Genomic DNA, 17417 nt, shown 5'->3' on the forward strand with positions numbered 1-17417 from the left:
CCACATGGGCAATCACAAGATCGAAATTCGCCGCAGTAACGTCGAGAAAATCCTGCTGGCGGCGGAAAAGGTTTTCGCCGAGAAAGGCTTCGGCAGCACCGCCATGGCGGACATCGCTGCCGAAGTGCAGTTGCCGCGTTCCAATCTGCATTACTACTTCAGCACCAAGAGCGAGCTGTACAGCGCGGTGCTGTTCGATCTGCTGGAAGTGTGGAAGCAGGACGCGCTGTGCTTCGAGATGTTCGACGACCCGCGCGTGGTGCTGAGCAGTTACATCCGCGCCAAGATGAACCACTCACGCAGCCGGCCCTATGGCTCGAAAGTCTGGGCCAACGAGATCATCCACGGCGCGCCGACGCTGGGCGAGGCTCTGGATGCGAGCCTGTATGACTGGGCGAAGATGAAGGAAGCGAAGATTCGCCAGTGGGTCGAGGACAAACGGATTCTGCCGGTGGAGCCTTCGGGTTTGCTGTACATGATCTGGGCGTCGACGCAGCATTACGCCGACTTTGATCATCAGGTGAACATTCTCAATGATCATCAGCCGTTGTCGGATATGCAGTTCGAGCGGGCGGTGCAGACCGTGACGGGGGTTATTTTGCGCGGGATCGGGCTGGAGCCTTGAACCCTGTAGTGGCCGGATTGGCCTCTTCGCGAGCAGGCTCGCTCCCACAGGAAAACGTATTCCAACTGTGGGAGCGAGCCTGCTCGCGAAGGCGCCGGATCAGACGCTGCTGACCTCAGACACTGACGTGATAGGGGTTGCGTGGATCATGATTCCAGTCCAGAAACGGCTTGCCCGTGTCCATCGGCACCATCTCGATGCAGTCGGCCACGGGGCAGGTGATCTGGCACAGGTTGCAGCCCACACATTCCTCATCGATCACTTCATATTTATGCGTACCGTCGGCCTGTTTCAGACTGCCGATCGCCTGGTGTGACGTGTCTTCACAAGCGATGTGGCAACGCCCGCAACCGATGCACGCCTCCTGGTCGATCTTCGCGATCACCTGGTAGTTGATATCGAGGTACTTCCAATCCGTGGTGTTACCCACGGCGCGCCCGGAAAACTCGGCGATATTGGCGTAGCCCTGGCTGTCCATCCACCGCGACAGGCCATCCTTCATCTCTTCGACAATGCGGAAACCATGCAGCATCGCTGCCGTGCACACCTGCACCGCGCCGCTGCCCAGCGCCATGAACTCCGCCGCGTCGCGCCAGCTGCCGATGCCGCCGATGCCGCAGATCGGCAAGCCCTGGGTCTGCGGATCACGGGCAATTTCCGCGACCATGTTCAGCGCAATCGGCTTGACCGCCGAACCGCAATAACCGCCGTGGGTGCTTTTGCTGCCGACGGTGGGCAGGGCGACCATGTGGTCCAGGTCGACGCTGGTGATCGAGTTGATCGTGTTGATCAGCGACACCGCATCGGCGCCACCACGATGCGCCGCCCGGGCAGCGACGCGGATGTCGGTGATGTTCGGGGTGAGTTTGACGATCACCGGCAGCGAGCAGTACGTCTTGCACCAGCGCGTCACCTGTTCGACATATTCCGGCACCTGGCCGACCGCTGCGCCCATGCCGCGTTCGGGCATGCCGTGGGGGCAGCCGAAGTTGAGTTCGATGCCGTCGGCGCCAGTGGCCTCGACCAGCGGCAGGATGTGTTTCCACGACTCCTCGACACACGGCACCATCAGCGACACGATCAGTGCGCGATCCGGCCAATCCTTCTTCACTTGGGTGATTTCGCGCAGGTTGATTTCCAGCGAGCGGTCGGTGATCAGTTCGATGTTGTTGATGCCCAGCACTTCGCGATTGGCGCCGTAATGCGCCGAATAACGCGAGGAAACGTTGACCGCCGCCGGATCCTCACCCAGGGTTTTCCAGACCACTCCACCCCAGCCCGCTTCGAAGGCGCGGACCACGTTGTAGGCCTTGTCGGTGGGTGGCGCAGAGGCCAGCCAGAACGGGTTGGGCGCTTTGATACCGGCGAAGACTATCGAGAGATCGGCCATTTACGCAGCCTCCACGTTGAGCATCAGTTGAGCGTTGATCGCCTCGGCGGCGCGTTTGCCGTGCTGCACCGCTTGCACGGTAAGGTCCTGATCTAGGCTGGTGCAGTCGCCGCCGGCATACACGCCGGGGACGCTGGTGCGCAGGTGTTCATCGACCGCGATGCGTTCGCCCTGACGCTTGAGTTCGCGCGCCAACGGATCGCTGAGAGCGCTGTCATCGAAGCTCTGGCCGATCGCTTTGAAGATCGCATCGGCAGCCAGCTCGAAGGTTTCTCCGGTGGTTTGCAGACGCCCTTCAACCAGATCGGTACGGGCGAAACGCATGCCGCGCACGCGGCCCTGATCATCGAGCAACACTTGCTCCGGCTGCGCCCAGGTCAGCAATCGCACCTGATTGGCTTTGGCGATGTCCTGCTCATGGTGGGTGGCGCCCATGTCTGCCGCACCACGGCGATACACCAGATTGACGTCGCGCGCGCCGAGGCGGGCCATCTGCACAGCCATGTCGATCGCGGTGTTGCCGGCGCCGAGAACGATGCAGCGTTCGGCCAAGGGCAGTTGCGTGAGGTCATCGGCCTGGCGCAGTTCGCGGATGTAATCGGTGGCGGCGAGCAGGCCCGGCGCGTCTTCGTGGGCCAGACCGAGTTGCTTGCTGGCATTCAGGCCGAGGCCGAGAAATACCGCGTCAAACTGTTGATGCAGTTCGCTGAGGGTGAGGTTTGCACCGAGTTTCTGGCCGTGGCGGATTTCTATCCCGCCAATCTGCAGGAGAAAGTCCAGCTCCTTCTGCGCGTAGTCGTCGACCAGTTTGTACTTGGCGATACCGTACTCGTTGAGCCCGCCGGCCTTTTCCCGTGCTTCGAAAATCACCACGTCATGCCCGTGCTTCGCGCTGCGATGGGCGCAGGACAACCCGGCCGGCCCGGCGCCGACCACGGCGATACGTTTGCCCGTGGCCGGGGCGCGCTGGAAAGGGTGCTGGGCGAAATGCGCGTTGTCCACGGCGTAACGTTGCAGCAGACCAATCAGCACCGGCGCACATTCCTGCGCGTTGTTGCGCACGCAGGCCTGCTGGCAGAGGATTTCCGTCGGACAGACCCGCGCGCAACTGCCGCCGAGGATGTTTGCCGAGAGGATCTTTTGCGCCGCGCCCTGTACGTTGTCCTGATGGATGTTGCGGATGAACGACGGGATATCGATTTCGCTGGGGCACGCATTGACGCAAGGCGCGTCGTAGCAATACAGGCAGCGCGAGGCTTCCAGATGCGCCTGACGGGCATTGAGCGGCGGCGCCAGATCAGTGAAATGGCCGGCGAGGGCGGCCGCGCTTTCGTGCGGGTGGGGGAGGTGGTTCAGGGTCTCGATCACGGTTCATGGCCTCATGGCTAATTGAGGTGCTGCCTCTGGTGGGCAGTGGTTTTATGGCGTCAGGGAGGGCCTCTTCGCGAGCAGGCTCGCTCCCACATTTGCAATGCGCTCACCTGTGGGAGCGAGCCTGCTCGCGAAGGCCGAAGGCCTGGATTTCAGCGTTTAACAGCGCTCGGCTTGTGCAACTCCGCCCGCTTGCTCAACAAATCAAACACCGCCGGGTAGGCCGGCCGTTCGATGTAGCGCCCGGCGCCGCGTTCGGCGCGCAGGTCGCCGTCGGCCCAGACCACACGGCCCTGGCTGACGGTGTGGCTCGGCACGCCGCGCACGGTCTTGCCTTCGAAGATGTTGAAGTCCACCTGCTGATGGTGGGTCTTGGCGGAAATGGTCCGAGTGCCTTGCGGATCCCACAGCACCAGATCGGCATCGGCGCCCACGCGGATCGCACCTTTGCGTGGATAGAGATTGAAAATCTTCGCTGTGTTGGTGGAGGTCAGCGCAACGAAATCCTGCATCGACAATCGTCCGGAGTTGACGCCTTCATCCCACAACACTGCCATGCGGTCTTCGATACCGGCGGTGCCGTTGGGAATCTTGCTGAAGTCGTCGCGGCCGGCGGCTTTCTGCTCGGCGCAAAAGCAGCAGTGGTCGGTGGCGGTGGTGTGCAGATTGCCGTTCTGCAGCCCGTGCCACAGCGCCTCCTGATGGCCGCGTGGACGGAACGGCGGACTCATCACGTAGCCGGCGGCGGTCTGCCAGTCCGGGTGTTGATAGACGCTGTCGTCAAGCAGCAAGTGCCCGGCCAGCACCTCGCCGTAAACCGGCTGGCCCTTGCTGCGGGCATAGGTGATTTCGTCCAGAGCTTCCTTGGTGGAAACGTGCACCAGGTACAACGGCGTACCGATGGTTTCGGCAATGCGGATCGCCCGGCTCGCGGCTTCACCTTCGACCTGCGATGGCCGCGACAGCGGATGCGCTTCCGGCCCGGTAATGCCCTGGGCCATCAGCTTGCGTTGCAGGTGATAGACCAGCTCGCCATTTTCCGCGTGCACGGTCGGCACCGCACCAAGTTCCAGGCAGCGCTCGAAACTCGCCACCAGAGTGTCGTCGGCGGCCATGATCGCGTTCTTGTAGGCCATGAAATGCTTGAAGCTGTTGATGCCGTGGTGGCTGACCAGCTCGGCCATTTCCTCGCGCACCTGCTCGCTCCACCAAGTGATCGCGACGTGGAAGCCATAGTCCGACGCAGACTTTTGCGCCCAGCCGCGCCACTGATGAAACGCTTCCATCAGCGATTGCTGCGGATTGGGAATGACGAAATCGATGATCGAGGTAGTGCCGCCGGCCAGGCCGGCAGCGGTGCCGCTGTAGAAATCCTCGCTGGCAACGGTGCCCATGAACGGCAGTTGCATATGCGTATGCGGATCGATGCCGCCGGGCATCAGGTACTGGCCACTGCCGTCGAACATTTCTGCGCCGGCGGGAATGTCGAGGTTTTCACCAATGGCTTTGATCACGCCGTCAGCGCAATAGACGTCGGCGCGGTAACTTTCATCATGGGTAACAACGGTGGCGCCACGGATCAACAGAGACATTCCGGATTCCTCGCAGGCATGACCGACTTGTGCCGGTTCTAGATGTTTTATTGAAGTACAGCGGCGCAGTTCGTATTCCTGTCATCGCTGTCAGGAATAGAAACTAGTCGCGATTTCAAGAATGATCAAGAATATTTTTTATAAGCTTATAGCTATTTCAAGCTATTGATAAATAAGGATAAATAATGGAATTCACCAAAATGGTGAGGCTGCTCACCATTTTGACGCACTTGACAGGATGGAAATATGAGCAAGATTTCCTATGTGAAATCAGCCGCTTGAAGTTGTGCTGCGGTTGCGGGTTCACCGACAAAAATAAATGCAGTGCACCAGTTTGAGTCCTGACACTTCGGACAACTTGCCCGACGTTTAGCCTGAGCGTTCAGACAAGTTTTCCCGGACTCATCGAATATTCAATTAAAACTGATGAATATCAGAAAGTTGCAAAGCATCCAGTGCACCGCCCAAGAGTTTAGCGCCAGACCCGGCACGTTTATTGATGCCGCCGCTGACACCATGGCCGGTGCATGAAAGTTGTCAGTTCCTCCGGCCATCGTCCGGCTGGCGCCGTATGCGCCAGCCGCCTGATGAGCAAAAAATAATCAGAAGAACAGTGGAGCGGCCATGCAACAGACCAGATCACAAGTGACCGAGCGCGACGGCTTGTACGAGCTCGAAGCAGGCAGTGATGTCCTCGACAGTCCCCGTTACAACCACGACATGGCACCGACCAAGGTGCGCGAACGCACCTGGAACAAATGGCACATCACCGCGCTGTGGGTCGGGATGTCGATTTGCGTGCCGACCTACACCCTCGGCGGCGTGCTCACCGCTTATTTCGGGTTGAGCGTCGGCGAAGCACTGTTGGCGATTCTGTTTGCCAACGTCATCGTGTTGATTCCGCTGACCCTCAATGCCTTCCCCGGCACCAAGTACGGCATCCCGTTTCCGGTGCTGCTGCGCTCGTCGTTCGGCATTCTCGGCTCCAACGTGCCGTGCCTGATTCGCGCGTTGGTGGCGTGTGGCTGGTTCGGCATCCAGACCATGTTCGGCGGACTGGCGATTCACCTGTTTCTCGGCTCGGTGTTCGAGGGCTGGAAATCCCTCGGCGGCACCGGCGAGGTGATCGGTTTCATGGTGTTCTGGGCGCTGAATCTGTGGGTGGTGATTCGCGGTGCCGAGTCGATCAAATGGCTGGAAACCTTGTCGGCGCCGTTACTGGTGGCGGTGGGCATAGGCCTGCTGGTGTGGGCGATGCCCAATGTGTCGATGACTGAGTTGCTGGCGATCCCGCCCAAGCGTCCGGAAGGCGCCAGCGTGGTCAGTTACTTCGCGGCAGGGCTGACGGCAATGGTCGGGTTCTGGGCCACGCTGTCGCTGAACATTCCCGACTTCAGTCGCTACGCCAAGAGCCAGAAGGATCAGATCCTCGGGCAGATTTTCGGCCTGCCGCTGACCATGTTCCTTTTCGCTGCGCTGGGCGTAGTGATGACCGCCGCATCGGTGAAACTGGTCGGCGTCACCGTGTCCGACCCTGTCACGCTGATCGGCCATATCCAGAGCCCAGTGTGGGTCGCTGTGGCCATGGCGCTGATCATCGTTGCCACACTGTCGACCAACACCGCCGCCAATATCGTCTCGCCAACCAATGACTTCCAGAACATCGCGCCGAAGGTGATCAACCGCACCAAAGCGGTGTTGCTCACCGGTCTGGTCGGGCTGGTGCTGATGGGCCATGAACTGCTGAAAAAGCTTGGCCTGATCGTTTCCGACATCAGCCTGGAAACCGTGTATTCGAACTGGCTGCTGGGCTACTCAAGCCTGCTCGGGCCGATCGCCGGGATCATGGTGGTGGATTATTTCCTGATCAAGAAACAGCGACTGGACCTCGCCGGGCTGTACCGCGATGACGTATATCCGGCGTGGAACTGGGCGGGTTTTCTCGCCTTTGGCGTGCCGGTGGCGCTGACCTTGCTGTCGCTGGGCAGCGATGCGTTCAGCTGGTTCTACAGCTATGGCTGGTTCACCGGCTCGGCGTTGGGCGGGGTGATTTATTACGGGCTGTGTGTGATGCGCGCGCAGCCTTCTGCCGTGAAAACAGCGGTGTGAGCAAGGGCCTTTTCGTTAGCAGGCGATACGCCATACACCGCCGAAACTGATCGTTCCCACGCTCTGCGTGGGAATGCAGCCCGGGACGCTCTGCGTCCCAACAGCGGACGCAGAGCGTCCATGGATGAATGCCCACGCAGAGCATGGGCACTATCGGCATCAGCATTGAGGAGATCCCCATGAACGCAGCCGTAGACGTTCTGCAATCCACCCATCAGCACATCAACCGCGATCGCCTCTGGGCCTCGCTCATGGAACTGGCCAGACTCGGCGCCACGGTCAAGGGCGGGGTCTGTCGCCTGGCCCTGACCGACCTCGACCGCCAGGCCCGCGACCTGTTCGTGCAGTGGTGCAAGGACGCCGGTTGCAGCGTCACGGTCGATGCCGTCGGCAACATTTTCGCCCGCCGCGCCGGGCGCAACCCGAGCCTGCCGCCGGTGATGACCGGCAGCCACATCGACACTCAACCCACCGGTGGCAAGTTCGACGGTTGCTTCGGCGTGCTCGCCGGCGTCGAAGTGCTGCGCACCCTCAACGACCTTGGCGTGGAAACCGAAGCGCCGCTGGAAGTGGTGGTCTGGACCAACGAAGAGGGCTCACGCTTCGCCCCGTGCATGATGGGCTCCGGAGTCTTCGCCGAGAAATTCACCCTCGAAGAAACCCTCGCCAAGGTCGATGCCGACGGCGTCACCGTCGGCGAAGCGCTGAATGCGATCGGCTACGCCGGCCCGCGCAAGGTCAGCGGGCACGCGGTCGGCGCGTATTTCGAAGCGCACATCGAGCAAGGCCCGATCCTCGAGGACGAAGAGAAAACCATCGGTGTGGTACTCGGCGCGCTCGGGCAGAAGTGGTTCGACCTGAAATTGCGCGGCGTCGAAGCCCACGCTGGCCCGACGCCGATGCACCTGCGCAAGGATGCCCTGGTCGGCGCCTCGGTGATCGTCGGCGCTGTCAACCGCGCCGCCCTCGGTCATCAGCCCCACGCCTGCGGCACGGTTGGCTGCCTTCAGGCCTATCCCGGCTCGCGCAACGTCATCCCCGGCGAAGTGCGCATGACCCTCGACTTCCGGCATCTGGAGCCGGCGCGGCTGGATTCGATGATTGCCGAAGTGAAACAAGTGATCGATGCGACCTGCGAAGAGCACGGCCTTACCTACGAATTGACCCCGACCGCCGACTTCCCACCGCTGTACTTCGAAAAGGGCTGTGTGGAGGCGGTGCGCGGCGCCGCGAAAGCGCTGGGTCTGTCGCACATGGACATTGTCAGTGGCGCCGGGCATGACGCGATTTTCCTCGCCGAGTTAGGCCCGGCGGGAATGATTTTTGTGCCATGCGAGGGTGGGATCAGCCACAACGAAATCGAAAATGCAGCGCCGGATGATCTGGCGGCGGGGTGCGCGGTGTTGCTAAGGGCGATGCTCGCGGCTTCGGCGATGGTGGCGGACAGCGAGCGTGCCGCCTAAGGTAAACACTCCCACAGGGGATTTCTGGCGATTTTGAGGCCGTGGCACGATCCCGAACCGCTGCGGTCGTACTCTTCACCTAGCCGCATCACAGTGTGGAGATCCAATGAGCCAGGAAGTCCTGACCACCGAAACCAACCGTCGCCAGTTGCAGCAGATCATCGCCGGGCTGTCGGACGGGGTGATTCTGCTGGAACTCGACAAAAGCATCCTCTGGGCCAACGAAGCGGCGCTGACCATGCACGGTGTCAGCACCATCGGTGATCTGGGCAGCAACGCCGACGAGTACGCCAAACGCTTCACGCTGCGCTATCGCAACAATCATGTCTTGCCGCCGGACAACTACCCGATCAGCCGCGTCGCCCGCTGCGAGGCGTTCAATGATGTGCTGATCGAAGTCTCGTCCGTGGACGACCCGGAGCGGGTCTGGGTGCACAGCGTGCGCAGCATGGTGCTGACCGACCGCGTCGGCCAGCCCGAGTCGCTGGTGCTGATCATGAGCGACGTCACCGATTGGGCCAACGCCGAGCTGCGCTTCGAAAAAACCTTCAACGCCAACCCCGCGCCGGCAGTGATCTGTCGTCTCAGCGATTTGCGCTACATCAAGGTCAACCCGGGCTTTCTGGAAATGACCGGCTATTCCCGCGATCAGGTGATCGGCACCTCGGCGTATGAAATCGATATTTTCGAACAGGCCGATCAGCGCGATCTGGCCGTTCAGCGCTTGCGCGATGTCGCGACCATTCCGCAGATGCAGGCAGAACTGCGCCTCCCCGACGGTGGCAGTAAACAGGTGATCGTTGCCGGTCAGCCGCTGCTGCTCAATGACGAGAATTGCATGCTGTTCTCCTTCGTCGACATGGAGCCTCGGCGCCGGGTCGAAGTGGCCTTGCGTCAGAGCGAGGAGCGCTTTGCCAAGGCTTTTCGTCTGACTCCGGTGCCGATTCTGATCTGCACCGCTGAAAAGCAGGAGGTCATCGACGTGAATCAGGCGTTCCTAGATACCCTGGCCTATGACAGCGATGACGTACTCGGCAAAACCGTGACGCAATTGAGCTTCATCCACGATGACGGCGCGCGCACCCGGTTATTGTCGGCGTTGGCGAAGAACGGTCGGGTCGATCGGGTCGATGTGCCGGTGCGCAAGAAGGACGAGGAGTTGCTGGAGTGTGCGGTGTCGGCCGACACCGTGAACATTCACGACACCTCCTGCTATCTGCTGGTGCTGATGGACATGACCGAGCGCAAGCGCACGGAGCTTGAGCTGGTCGCGGCGATTGAAGAGGTGATGAAGGATGCATCGTGGTTCAGCCGGACGCTGATCGAGAAGCTGGCCAACGTGAAGAAGATCAACTCGCCGCAGCTGCCCAGTGCCTCGTTCACTGACCTGACGGCCCGTGAACGCGATGTGCTGGGCTTGATCTGTGAAGGACTGGCGGACAAGGAGATCGCCGCGCGGTTGAAACTGGCGCCCAATACCGTGCGCAATCATGTTGCCACTGTGTACTCGAAAATCGATGTGCATAGCCGCAGCGAGGCGATCGTCTGGGCTCGGGAGCGCGGTTTGTTTTCGGGAGAGTGGGGCACCAAGGGCCAGCGCTGAGGGGTGCAAATGCACTAGTTACAAGGGTGCAAATTCATGTATTGGCCAAGGCGTTGTGTTCTTAGGCTGGTGGGGTGCGGTGTAGACCATTTCGGGTTTGCGATCGTGCCCCTTTTGAAACAGTCATAGGAACAACGTCAATGATGAATCTTGCGCAGTTGCGCGCTCGGCTCGAGCACAGTTTTGCGCCGCTGGCTTGTGAGTGTTCGGTGGATGGTGATCATTCGCTGACGGTCAAGTTGTATCACCGGGATTCGGGGCAGGTGGATCTGGTGATCAGCGGGCTGGATCTGGCTTCGCTGCGTACGCCTGGGGCGGTCGAGGCGTTGGTGGATGAGTTGCGGTATGAGCTTGAGAGCAATTCCTTGCGTTCTTCGCGGGATCCGGATTTGGCTTAAGCGCGCTTTGGTCTTGGCGGCCTTTGGGCCGGCCATGCTCTGGGGGGTTGGGTGTATATCCGTTTCTGCGGGTGTTGCGATTTACGGTTTCGCCCTTACGGCGAGGCACTTTTTCCAGACGCCGAAAAAGTACCCAAAAAGGCTTCGCCCTGACGTTCGGCCCGCTCGCTGAGGCTCGGGGTTCCTTCGCTCCGGGATCGATCCTGGCGCAGCGGCTACGGTTTGCTTCGCTGCACCTCCTTCCGCTGTGTACGACTGCGTCGTACGGTCGCTGCGCTCCCACGCCCGGATCAATCCCTCCGCTCAGCCTGCCGACGGGCTCTGAGATCAAGGTCAAAAGCGGTACTCGAGCTAATGCTCATCGTGTGTAGGAGTTGCCGAAGGCTGCGATCTTTTGATTTTGATTTTGATTTTCTGTGGGAGCGAGCCTGCTCGCGATGAGGCCCTCGCCGACGACCATAATCCCAATCCAGCCCTCTGCCGGAAAATCCCCGCAAAAACCGACAGCCCAAACCAGCCAATCTCCCCAATCCACTGGCGCTAACAAGGCACTCAGCTATAAAGAATGAGTGGTCAGGTCTTCCGCGGCCGGTTGGGTTGCGGGAGTTTGTCTCTCTTTACCGCGGGTCGTCCTATGAATAATCCTGGGAAACGCGTATTGCCGTTGGCTTTTCTTGCAGTGTTGTTGGCCGGTTGTGCCAGTCCTCCACCCCCTGCGCCTGTCGCGCCGCCGCCTCCGCCGGAACGTCGGTGTGAGGTGCTGGAGAATACTGAGGTTGCCGGGGATATGTATGTCGATGGGCAGGTAACGCGCCACATCACCACTACCCGTTGCATAACCCAATAACACTCGCGATTCCTCGATTGCACGAGGCCTGGAACCCAGCAGTGACCCTGTGGGAGCGAGCCTGCTCGCGAAGGCGTGGTATCAGTCAAAACACAGCTGACTGACCCAACGCCTTCGCGAGCAGGCTCGCTCCCACACGGGACAGATATCAGGACAGGAACCCGCCATCCACATTCAGCGCCACGCCGGTGGTGTAGCTCGACGCATCGCTGGCCAGGTACAACACCGCGCCGGCCATTTCGCTTGGGTCGGCTACGCGTTTGAGCGGGATCTGCGTCAGTGCCTGTTTCAGAATCGCATCGTTCTTGACCAGCGCCGAGGCGAATTTGGTGTCGGTCAGGCCGGGGAGCAGGGCGTTGCAGCGGATGCCGAATTGCGCGCATTCCTTGGCGAAGACTTTGGTCATGTTGATGACCGCCGCTTTGGTCACCGAATAGATGCCTTGGAAGATACCCGGGGAGATGCCGTTGATCGAGGCGACGTTGATGATGCTGCCGCCACCGTTTTCGCGCATCAGCTTGCCGGCTTCGACCGACATGAAGAAATAGCCACGAATGTTCACATCGACGGTCTTCTGGAACGCGCCCAGATCGGTGTCGAGTACGTTGCAGAATTGCGGGTTGGTCGCGGCGTTGTTGACCAGGATGTCGAGGCGGCCGAATTGTTCCTTGATCCCGGCGAAGACCTGGCTGATCTGCTCCATCTCACCGATGTGGCAGGCCACGGCTGTTGCCTTACCGCCGGCGGCGGTGATGGCGTCGGCGACGTGTTGGCAGCCTTCGAGCTTGCGGCTCGAGACGATCACATGGGCGCCTTGCTGGGCCAGCAGTTTGGCGATGGCTTCACCGATGCCACGGCTGGCACCGGAGACGAAAGCGATTTTGCCGTCGAGGTCGAACAACTGAGTCTTGGACATGGGTTTCCCTTGTTGGAAGTCTTGTTATTGGCCCGGATCAGAGGCTGGATTTCTGGATGACCTGCAGGCTCATCTGCTCCAGCAGTTTGTTCATGTGAATGAACTGCGCGAAGCGTTTGTCCTGCGTCTGGCCATGGTAGAAGCGGTAGTAGATCTGCTGCACGATGCCGGCCAGGCGGAACAGGCCGTAGGTGTAGTAGAAGTCGAAATTGTCGATGCGGATGCCCGAGCGCTCGGCGTAGTAGTCGACGAATTCGCGGCGGGTCAGCATGCCCGGTGCGTGGCTTGGCTGGCGGCGCATCAGTTGCACCGGTGCCGGGTCGCCGGCTTCGATCCAGTAGGCGAGGGTGTTGCCCAGGTCCATCAGCGGGTCGCCGAGGGTGGTCAGTTCCCAGTCGAGCACGCCGATGATCTGCATCGGATTGGCCGGGTCGAGGATGACGTTGTCGAAGCGGTAATCGTTGTGGACGATGCTCGAGGTCGGGTGGTCGGCCGGCATCTTGTCGTTGAGCCAGGCTTTGACTGCTTCCCAGTGCGGCGCGTCCGGGGTCAGGGCTTTTTCGTAGCGCTCGCTCCAGCCCTTGATCTGCCGCGCGACGTAGCCTTCGGGCTTGCCCAGATCGCCGAGGCCGCAGGCGTTGTAATCAACCCGATGCAGTTCGACGAAGCGGTCGATGAAGCTTTTGCACAGCGCTTCGGTTTTCGCCGAATCAAGGCCCAGTTCCGGCGGCAGTTCGGCGCGCAGGATGATGCCTTTGACCCGTTCCATCACATAAAACTCGGCGCCGATGACGGCCTCGTCAGTGCAATGCACGTAGGCCTTCGGGCAATACGGAAAGCCGTCGCGCAGTTGGTTGAGAATGCGGAACTCACGTCCCATGTCGTGGGCGGATTTGGCCTTGTGGCCAAACGGCGGACGGCGCAGAACGAATTCCTGCTCCGGGTATTCCAGCAGGTAGGTCAGGTTCGACGCGCCGCCGGGAAACTGGCTGATCTGCGGCGTGCCGGTCAGGCCGGGAATGTGCGCCTTGAGGTACGGATCGATCAGGCTGGCATCGAGTTCTTCGCCCGCGCGGATCCGGGTGGACTGGTCAGTAAGCGCCATGCTTATCCCTTCTGCTTATTTTGGAGGCCAGACATCATTGGCTAATCTAATGGCGCGCTCGGGTGCTCACAAGCGCGGGTCGGTCTTATAGGTTAGCGTGTTGCTTGATAATCAACTTTGAGAATGGGGCGAGCAGCGGCGCAGACCGAGGATCCTGCGCGCTTTAATGCACGCGCTGGTTACTGAGTTTTGGCGGCAGGGCGACAGGCGTCAGCACCGGTTGCCCGGAGAAAAACGCCATCAGGTTTTTGCCGACCAGTTCGACAGTGCCTTGCGTGGCTTCAGGGGAAAGCCCAGCGACGTGGGGAGTCAGCACAACGTTGCTGAGGTGTTTCAGGGCATCGGGCACTTCCGGTTCGTGATCGAACACATCCAGTGCAGCGCCGGCGATACGACGTTGTTCAAGTGCGGTGATCAGGTCTGCCGTTGCGATAACGCTGGCGCGGGCGATGTTGACGATAAATCCCTTGGGGCCGAGGGCATCGAGCACGGCTCGCGTCACCAGATGTTGAGTAGCAATGCCACCGGGCGTGGCAACGACCAGAAAGTCCGAGGCTCGCGCCAGATCGGTCGGTGTCGAGCAGAACGCATAAGCGACGTCGCTGCGCACCTGGCGGTTGTGGTAGCTGATCTGCATGTCGAAACCCAGCTCCGCACGCTTGGCAATCGCCATGCCCACGGCGCCCAGCCCGAGGATGCCCAGACGCTTGCCGGCCAGCGACGGGCGCATGATTTTCGGCCATTCACCGCGGCGCACGGCGGCATCGCAGCGCGGGATGTCGCGGACCAATGCCAGCAGCAATGCCATCGCATGATCGGCCACTGACGAGGCGTTGACTCCGGCGCCATTGGTGACGGTGATCCCGCGGTCGCTGGCTGCTTGCAAATCGACCTGTTCATAACCTGCACCGATCACAGTGATGATTTTCAGGGCGGGCAGGGCGCTGATCTCTTGCGCAGTCAGGCCCAGTGGGCCGCGAGTGAGCACGGCGTCGATGCGACTGCCATGAGTGGCGATGGCTTGCGCGCGTTCGGCTGGCGTTGGTGCAAGGATCAGGTGGAATCCCTGATGCTCAAGAATCGGCAGATAGTCATTGATCGTTTCAACCAGTACCAGAACGGTTGCGGGCATTGCGCGGCTCCTGTGATTGGCGGCGGGTGGGTCGCGAAAGTCGACTCAGAGTGCTGAATCCGCAGCGGCTTGGCAATCGTTGCATTCACACAGTGGTGCTTTGATTCTGGACGGGTTCGTGGAACAAGCAAGTACGCAGGCATGGCGCGCGACCCATCAGCTGACGTATTGCGCAACACCATTACCGAACGACCAGTTCTCTTTCTTTACCTCCAGCAGATTGATGAACACATCCTCCAGGCGAATACCCAGTTGCGCATGCAGGCTCTCGGCAATGGTTTTGAACAGCAATTGTTTCTTTTCCACGCTGCGCCCTTCGCTGATGGTGATCTGGATGAACACCACGCCGTCGCTGCGCTGGATGCCGAGGTATTGCGCGTCATAAACGACATGCTGGGCGTCATGTTCGTTGAGGATCTGGAAATTGTCGTGTTCGGGGACATCGATACAGCTGCGCAGGGCGGCGTAGATCTGTTCGCCGACGCGCCTGGCGAAAGTGGGGTCGGGGTTTTGCTGGATGTCGACGCGGACCAGTGGCATGGGAGGCTCCTTGGGTTATGGCTTCTCACACGCTAGATCAAGGGCAGGGTTCTGGCAGGTAGTTGGTCTGGAATATTGCAAATTCCGTGTATGAGGAGGCTTACGTGACTCGCGGATTTTGCCTACGGGAATGGCAGATGCGTCTGCTGGTCAGCACCCGTATGGATGCGAAATCATCACGCCACAGAGCAGCTTGCGCGATAGCTGCCACCAGCCAGGGAAGGCGAATGCTTCAAAACGATCGGGAAAACCTCGAACTGGACAAGCTGATCAATGAAATACGCAAGCTTGTGGCCGAGAGGAAAAAACTTGTGGCGGAAGAAAAAAAGATGAAATGGGAAACCTATTTCTACCCGGTTGCGGTAGTGGCCGGAATGTTGACCGCGACAGCGGCCTTGATCGGCCTTTCGCTCAAGTTATGAATGTGCGCGTTTCGCTCTATCCAACCCGTTACCCGCGAAAAAGGAAATCACCATGAGTACGTTCGACCGCCAAGCCATGATTGACCGTTCCGATCGAGAGCACGACGAGTACGTAGAAAGGTTACGCCTCAAGCAGCGAGGCGACATCGTTCCGATCCTCGCATTGCTGAGTCTTGCCTTGCTTTGCATGTCGTTTGGCTTTCTGGTCGCTCGATTGATCTGATCGTTCCGGCTGCGCACGGTGCCGGAAAAACTGCCAGAGAACGACATGCAGCGTAGCTGGAAACGGCCAAAAGCATTCCGAAAACGACTCCCCATCGGTCTGCTCCGCACAACCATTCCTCAGCTAAGTCTTTGCTTGCATTGATTTATCACGGAGAATCGCGCCCCTGTTTCGGCCGGAGCATGTCTGTCGGTTTTTTCCGACGCGTCCTGACCGAGTGGCAAGTGACCGGAAAGCGGAGATCCGACCGGATGAATGATCAGGCCAATAGCCTCGAAAAGCGTTTCGACGCAGCAGCACCCGCTGAACTTTCGAGCTGGAATCGCCAGGACACCACCTGGATGCTGGGACTGTTTGGGACGGCCATTGGCGCCGGCACCCTGTTTTTGCCGATCAACGCAGGGCTGGGGGGCTTCTGGCCGCTGGTGATCCTCGCGCTGCTGGCCTTCCCGATGACGTTTTACGCGCACCGTGGCCTGACCCGTTTTGTGCTGTCCGGTCGCGAAGGTGCCGATATTACCGAAGTGGTCGAGCAGCATTTCGGTATCAAGGCCGGTGCCTTGATCACGCTGCTGTACTTCTTTGCCATCTTCCCGATCCTGTTGATCTACAGTGTCGGCCTGACCAACACGGTCGCCAGTTTCCTCGAACACCAACTGCACATCACGCCGCCACCGCGCGCGTTGCTGTCGTTCGTGCTGATTCTCGGCCTGCTGGCCGTGGTGCGTTGCGGTGAGCAGGCGATCGTCAAAGCCATGAGCCTGATGGTCTATCCGTTCATCGTTGCGCTGCTGTTCCTTGCCGTGTACCTGATTCCGCACTGGAATGGCGGCATCCTCGCCACCGCGTCGCAAGTGCCGGCGCCGTCAGCGCTGCTGCACACGCTGTGGCTGGCGATTACGGTGATGGTGTTCTCGTTCAACCATTCGCCGATCATCTCGGCGTTCGCGATGGACCAGAAGCGTCGTTACGGTGTGCACGCCGACGAGCGCAGCTCACAGATCCTCGCGCGCGCTCATGCATTGATGGTCATTTTGGTGCTGTTCTTCGTATTCAGTTGCGTGCTGACCCTGTCGCCAGAGCAACTGGCTGAGGCGAAAGAGCAGAATCTTTCGATCCTGTCGTACCTGGCCAACCACTTCAGCAACCCGACCATCGAGTTTGCGGCGCCGTTGATTGCGTTTGTGGCGATATCCAAGTCGTTCCTCGGTCATTACATCGGGGCCAGCGAAGGCCTCAAGGGCCTGATCGTCAAGAGCGGCAAACGTCCGGGCGCCAAGGCGCTGGATCGCATCGTGGCGGCGTTCATGCTGGTGATCTGCTGGATCGTCGCAACGCTTGATCCGAGCATCCTGGGCATGATCGAAACCGTCGGTGGGCCGGTGATTGCGGCAATCCTGTTCCTGATGCCGATGTACGCGATTCGCAAGGTGCCAGCGATGGCGCGCTATCGCGGTCAGGCGTCGAACGTGTTTGTTACGGCGGTGGGACTAGTGGCGATTTCGGCGCTGGTTTACAAGCTGGCTGTGTAATGACTGATCGTTCCCACGCTCTGCGTGGGAACGCCTCTTGTGACGCTCTGCGTCACGCTTGGGGACGCAGAGCGTCCGGGGCTGCATTCCCACGCGGAGCGTGGGAACGATCAAAAAAAACGCCGCTCATCTCACGATGGGCGGCGTTT

At 60.1% G+C, this 17417-nt stretch carries 15 protein-coding genes; 8 read left to right on the forward strand and 7 right to left on the reverse strand.

Annotated features, from left to right (window positions below; all coding sequences use genetic code 11):
* Nucleotides 1-4: 4 nt before the first annotated feature.
* Nucleotides 5-625, forward strand: a complete 621-nt coding sequence (locus AB4N47_RS07560; protein WP_024013291.1) for a TetR/AcrR family transcriptional regulator — start codon at nucleotides 5-7, stop codon at nucleotides 623-625.
* Between the two features lie 115 nt (nucleotides 626-740).
* On the opposite strand, the gene preA is transcribed toward AB4N47_RS07560, so the two are convergent.
* From preA to hydA, 3 genes are all read right to left on the reverse strand, one after another.
* Nucleotides 741-2015, reverse strand: a complete 1275-nt coding sequence (preA, locus tag AB4N47_RS07565; RefSeq protein ID WP_341637241.1) for an NAD-dependent dihydropyrimidine dehydrogenase subunit PreA — start codon at nucleotides 2013-2015, stop codon at nucleotides 741-743.
* Nucleotides 2016-3383 (reverse strand): NAD(P)-dependent oxidoreductase, encoded by a 1368-nt coding sequence (locus AB4N47_RS07570; protein WP_341637242.1) that lies wholly within the window; start codon nucleotides 3381-3383, stop codon nucleotides 2016-2018. It lies immediately after the preceding gene.
* A 155-nt stretch (nucleotides 3384-3538) separates the two neighbouring features.
* On the reverse strand, nucleotides 3539-4978 hold the full coding sequence (hydA, locus tag AB4N47_RS07575) for a dihydropyrimidinase (RefSeq protein WP_460154451.1): 1440 nt from the start codon (nucleotides 4976-4978) through the stop codon (nucleotides 3539-3541).
* Between the two features lie 624 nt (nucleotides 4979-5602).
* Between hydA and AB4N47_RS07580 the strand changes: the two genes are divergently transcribed.
* The 4 genes from AB4N47_RS07580 to AB4N47_RS07595 all read left to right on the forward strand — a co-directional run bounded on the left by AB4N47_RS07580 (nucleotide 5603) and on the right by AB4N47_RS07595 (nucleotide 10551).
* Nucleotides 5603-7087, forward strand: a complete 1485-nt coding sequence (locus tag AB4N47_RS07580; protein ID WP_122602775.1) for an NCS1 family nucleobase:cation symporter-1 — start codon at nucleotides 5603-5605, stop codon at nucleotides 7085-7087.
* Nucleotides 7088-7266: 179 nt separating this feature from the next.
* The gene (locus AB4N47_RS07585; protein WP_460154452.1) at nucleotides 7267-8550 is read left to right on the forward strand and encodes a Zn-dependent hydrolase; all 1284 of its coding nucleotides are present in this window, start codon (nucleotides 7267-7269) and stop codon (nucleotides 8548-8550) included.
* 106 nt (nucleotides 8551-8656) lie between these two features.
* Nucleotides 8657-10153 (forward strand): helix-turn-helix transcriptional regulator, encoded by a 1497-nt coding sequence (locus AB4N47_RS07590; protein WP_122703911.1) that lies wholly within the window; start codon nucleotides 8657-8659, stop codon nucleotides 10151-10153.
* Nucleotides 10154-10293: 140 nt separating this feature from the next.
* Nucleotides 10294-10551, forward strand: coding sequence for a DUF1652 domain-containing protein (locus AB4N47_RS07595; RefSeq protein ID WP_024013284.1), 258 nt, complete (start codon nucleotides 10294-10296; stop codon nucleotides 10549-10551).
* 995 nt (nucleotides 10552-11546) lie between these two features.
* Here AB4N47_RS07595 and AB4N47_RS07600 read toward each other — a convergent pair.
* From AB4N47_RS07600 to AB4N47_RS07615, 4 genes are all read right to left on the reverse strand, one after another.
* Nucleotides 11547-12314: an SDR family oxidoreductase gene (locus AB4N47_RS07600; protein WP_024013283.1), complete on the reverse strand. Its 768-nt coding sequence runs from the start codon at nucleotides 12312-12314 to the stop codon at nucleotides 11547-11549.
* A 37-nt stretch (nucleotides 12315-12351) separates the two neighbouring features.
* Nucleotides 12352-13419 (reverse strand): phosphotransferase family protein, encoded by a 1068-nt coding sequence (locus tag AB4N47_RS07605; RefSeq protein WP_095180255.1) that lies wholly within the window; start codon nucleotides 13417-13419, stop codon nucleotides 12352-12354.
* 163 nt (nucleotides 13420-13582) lie between these two features.
* Nucleotides 13583-14551, reverse strand: coding sequence for a 2-hydroxyacid dehydrogenase (locus AB4N47_RS07610; RefSeq protein ID WP_024013281.1), 969 nt, complete (start codon nucleotides 14549-14551; stop codon nucleotides 13583-13585).
* A gap of 156 nt (nucleotides 14552-14707) precedes the next feature.
* Nucleotides 14708-15091, reverse strand: a complete 384-nt coding sequence (locus AB4N47_RS07615; protein WP_341637244.1) for a tautomerase family protein — start codon at nucleotides 15089-15091, stop codon at nucleotides 14708-14710.
* A 137-nt stretch (nucleotides 15092-15228) separates the two neighbouring features.
* On the opposite strand from AB4N47_RS07615, the gene AB4N47_RS07620 reads away from it, so the two are divergent.
* The 3 genes from AB4N47_RS07620 (at nucleotide 15229) to AB4N47_RS07630 (ending at nucleotide 17268) form a co-directional block, all read left to right on the forward strand.
* Nucleotides 15229-15513, forward strand: a complete 285-nt coding sequence (locus tag AB4N47_RS07620) for a hypothetical protein (RefSeq protein WP_425054103.1) — start codon at nucleotides 15229-15231, stop codon at nucleotides 15511-15513.
* A gap of 52 nt (nucleotides 15514-15565) precedes the next feature.
* Nucleotides 15566-15736: a hypothetical protein gene (locus tag AB4N47_RS07625; RefSeq protein ID WP_016775119.1), complete on the forward strand. Its 171-nt coding sequence runs from the start codon at nucleotides 15566-15568 to the stop codon at nucleotides 15734-15736.
* Nucleotides 15737-15987: 251 nt separating this feature from the next.
* Nucleotides 15988-17268 carry an HAAAP family serine/threonine permease gene (locus AB4N47_RS07630; RefSeq protein WP_041480843.1) on the forward strand — a complete coding sequence of 427 codons (1281 nt, stop codon included), beginning with the start codon at nucleotides 15988-15990 and terminating at the stop codon, nucleotides 17266-17268.
* The last annotated feature ends 149 nt before the right edge of the window (nucleotides 17269-17417 follow it).

This window comes from Pseudomonas sp. S3_G06 (genome assembly GCF_054667565.1).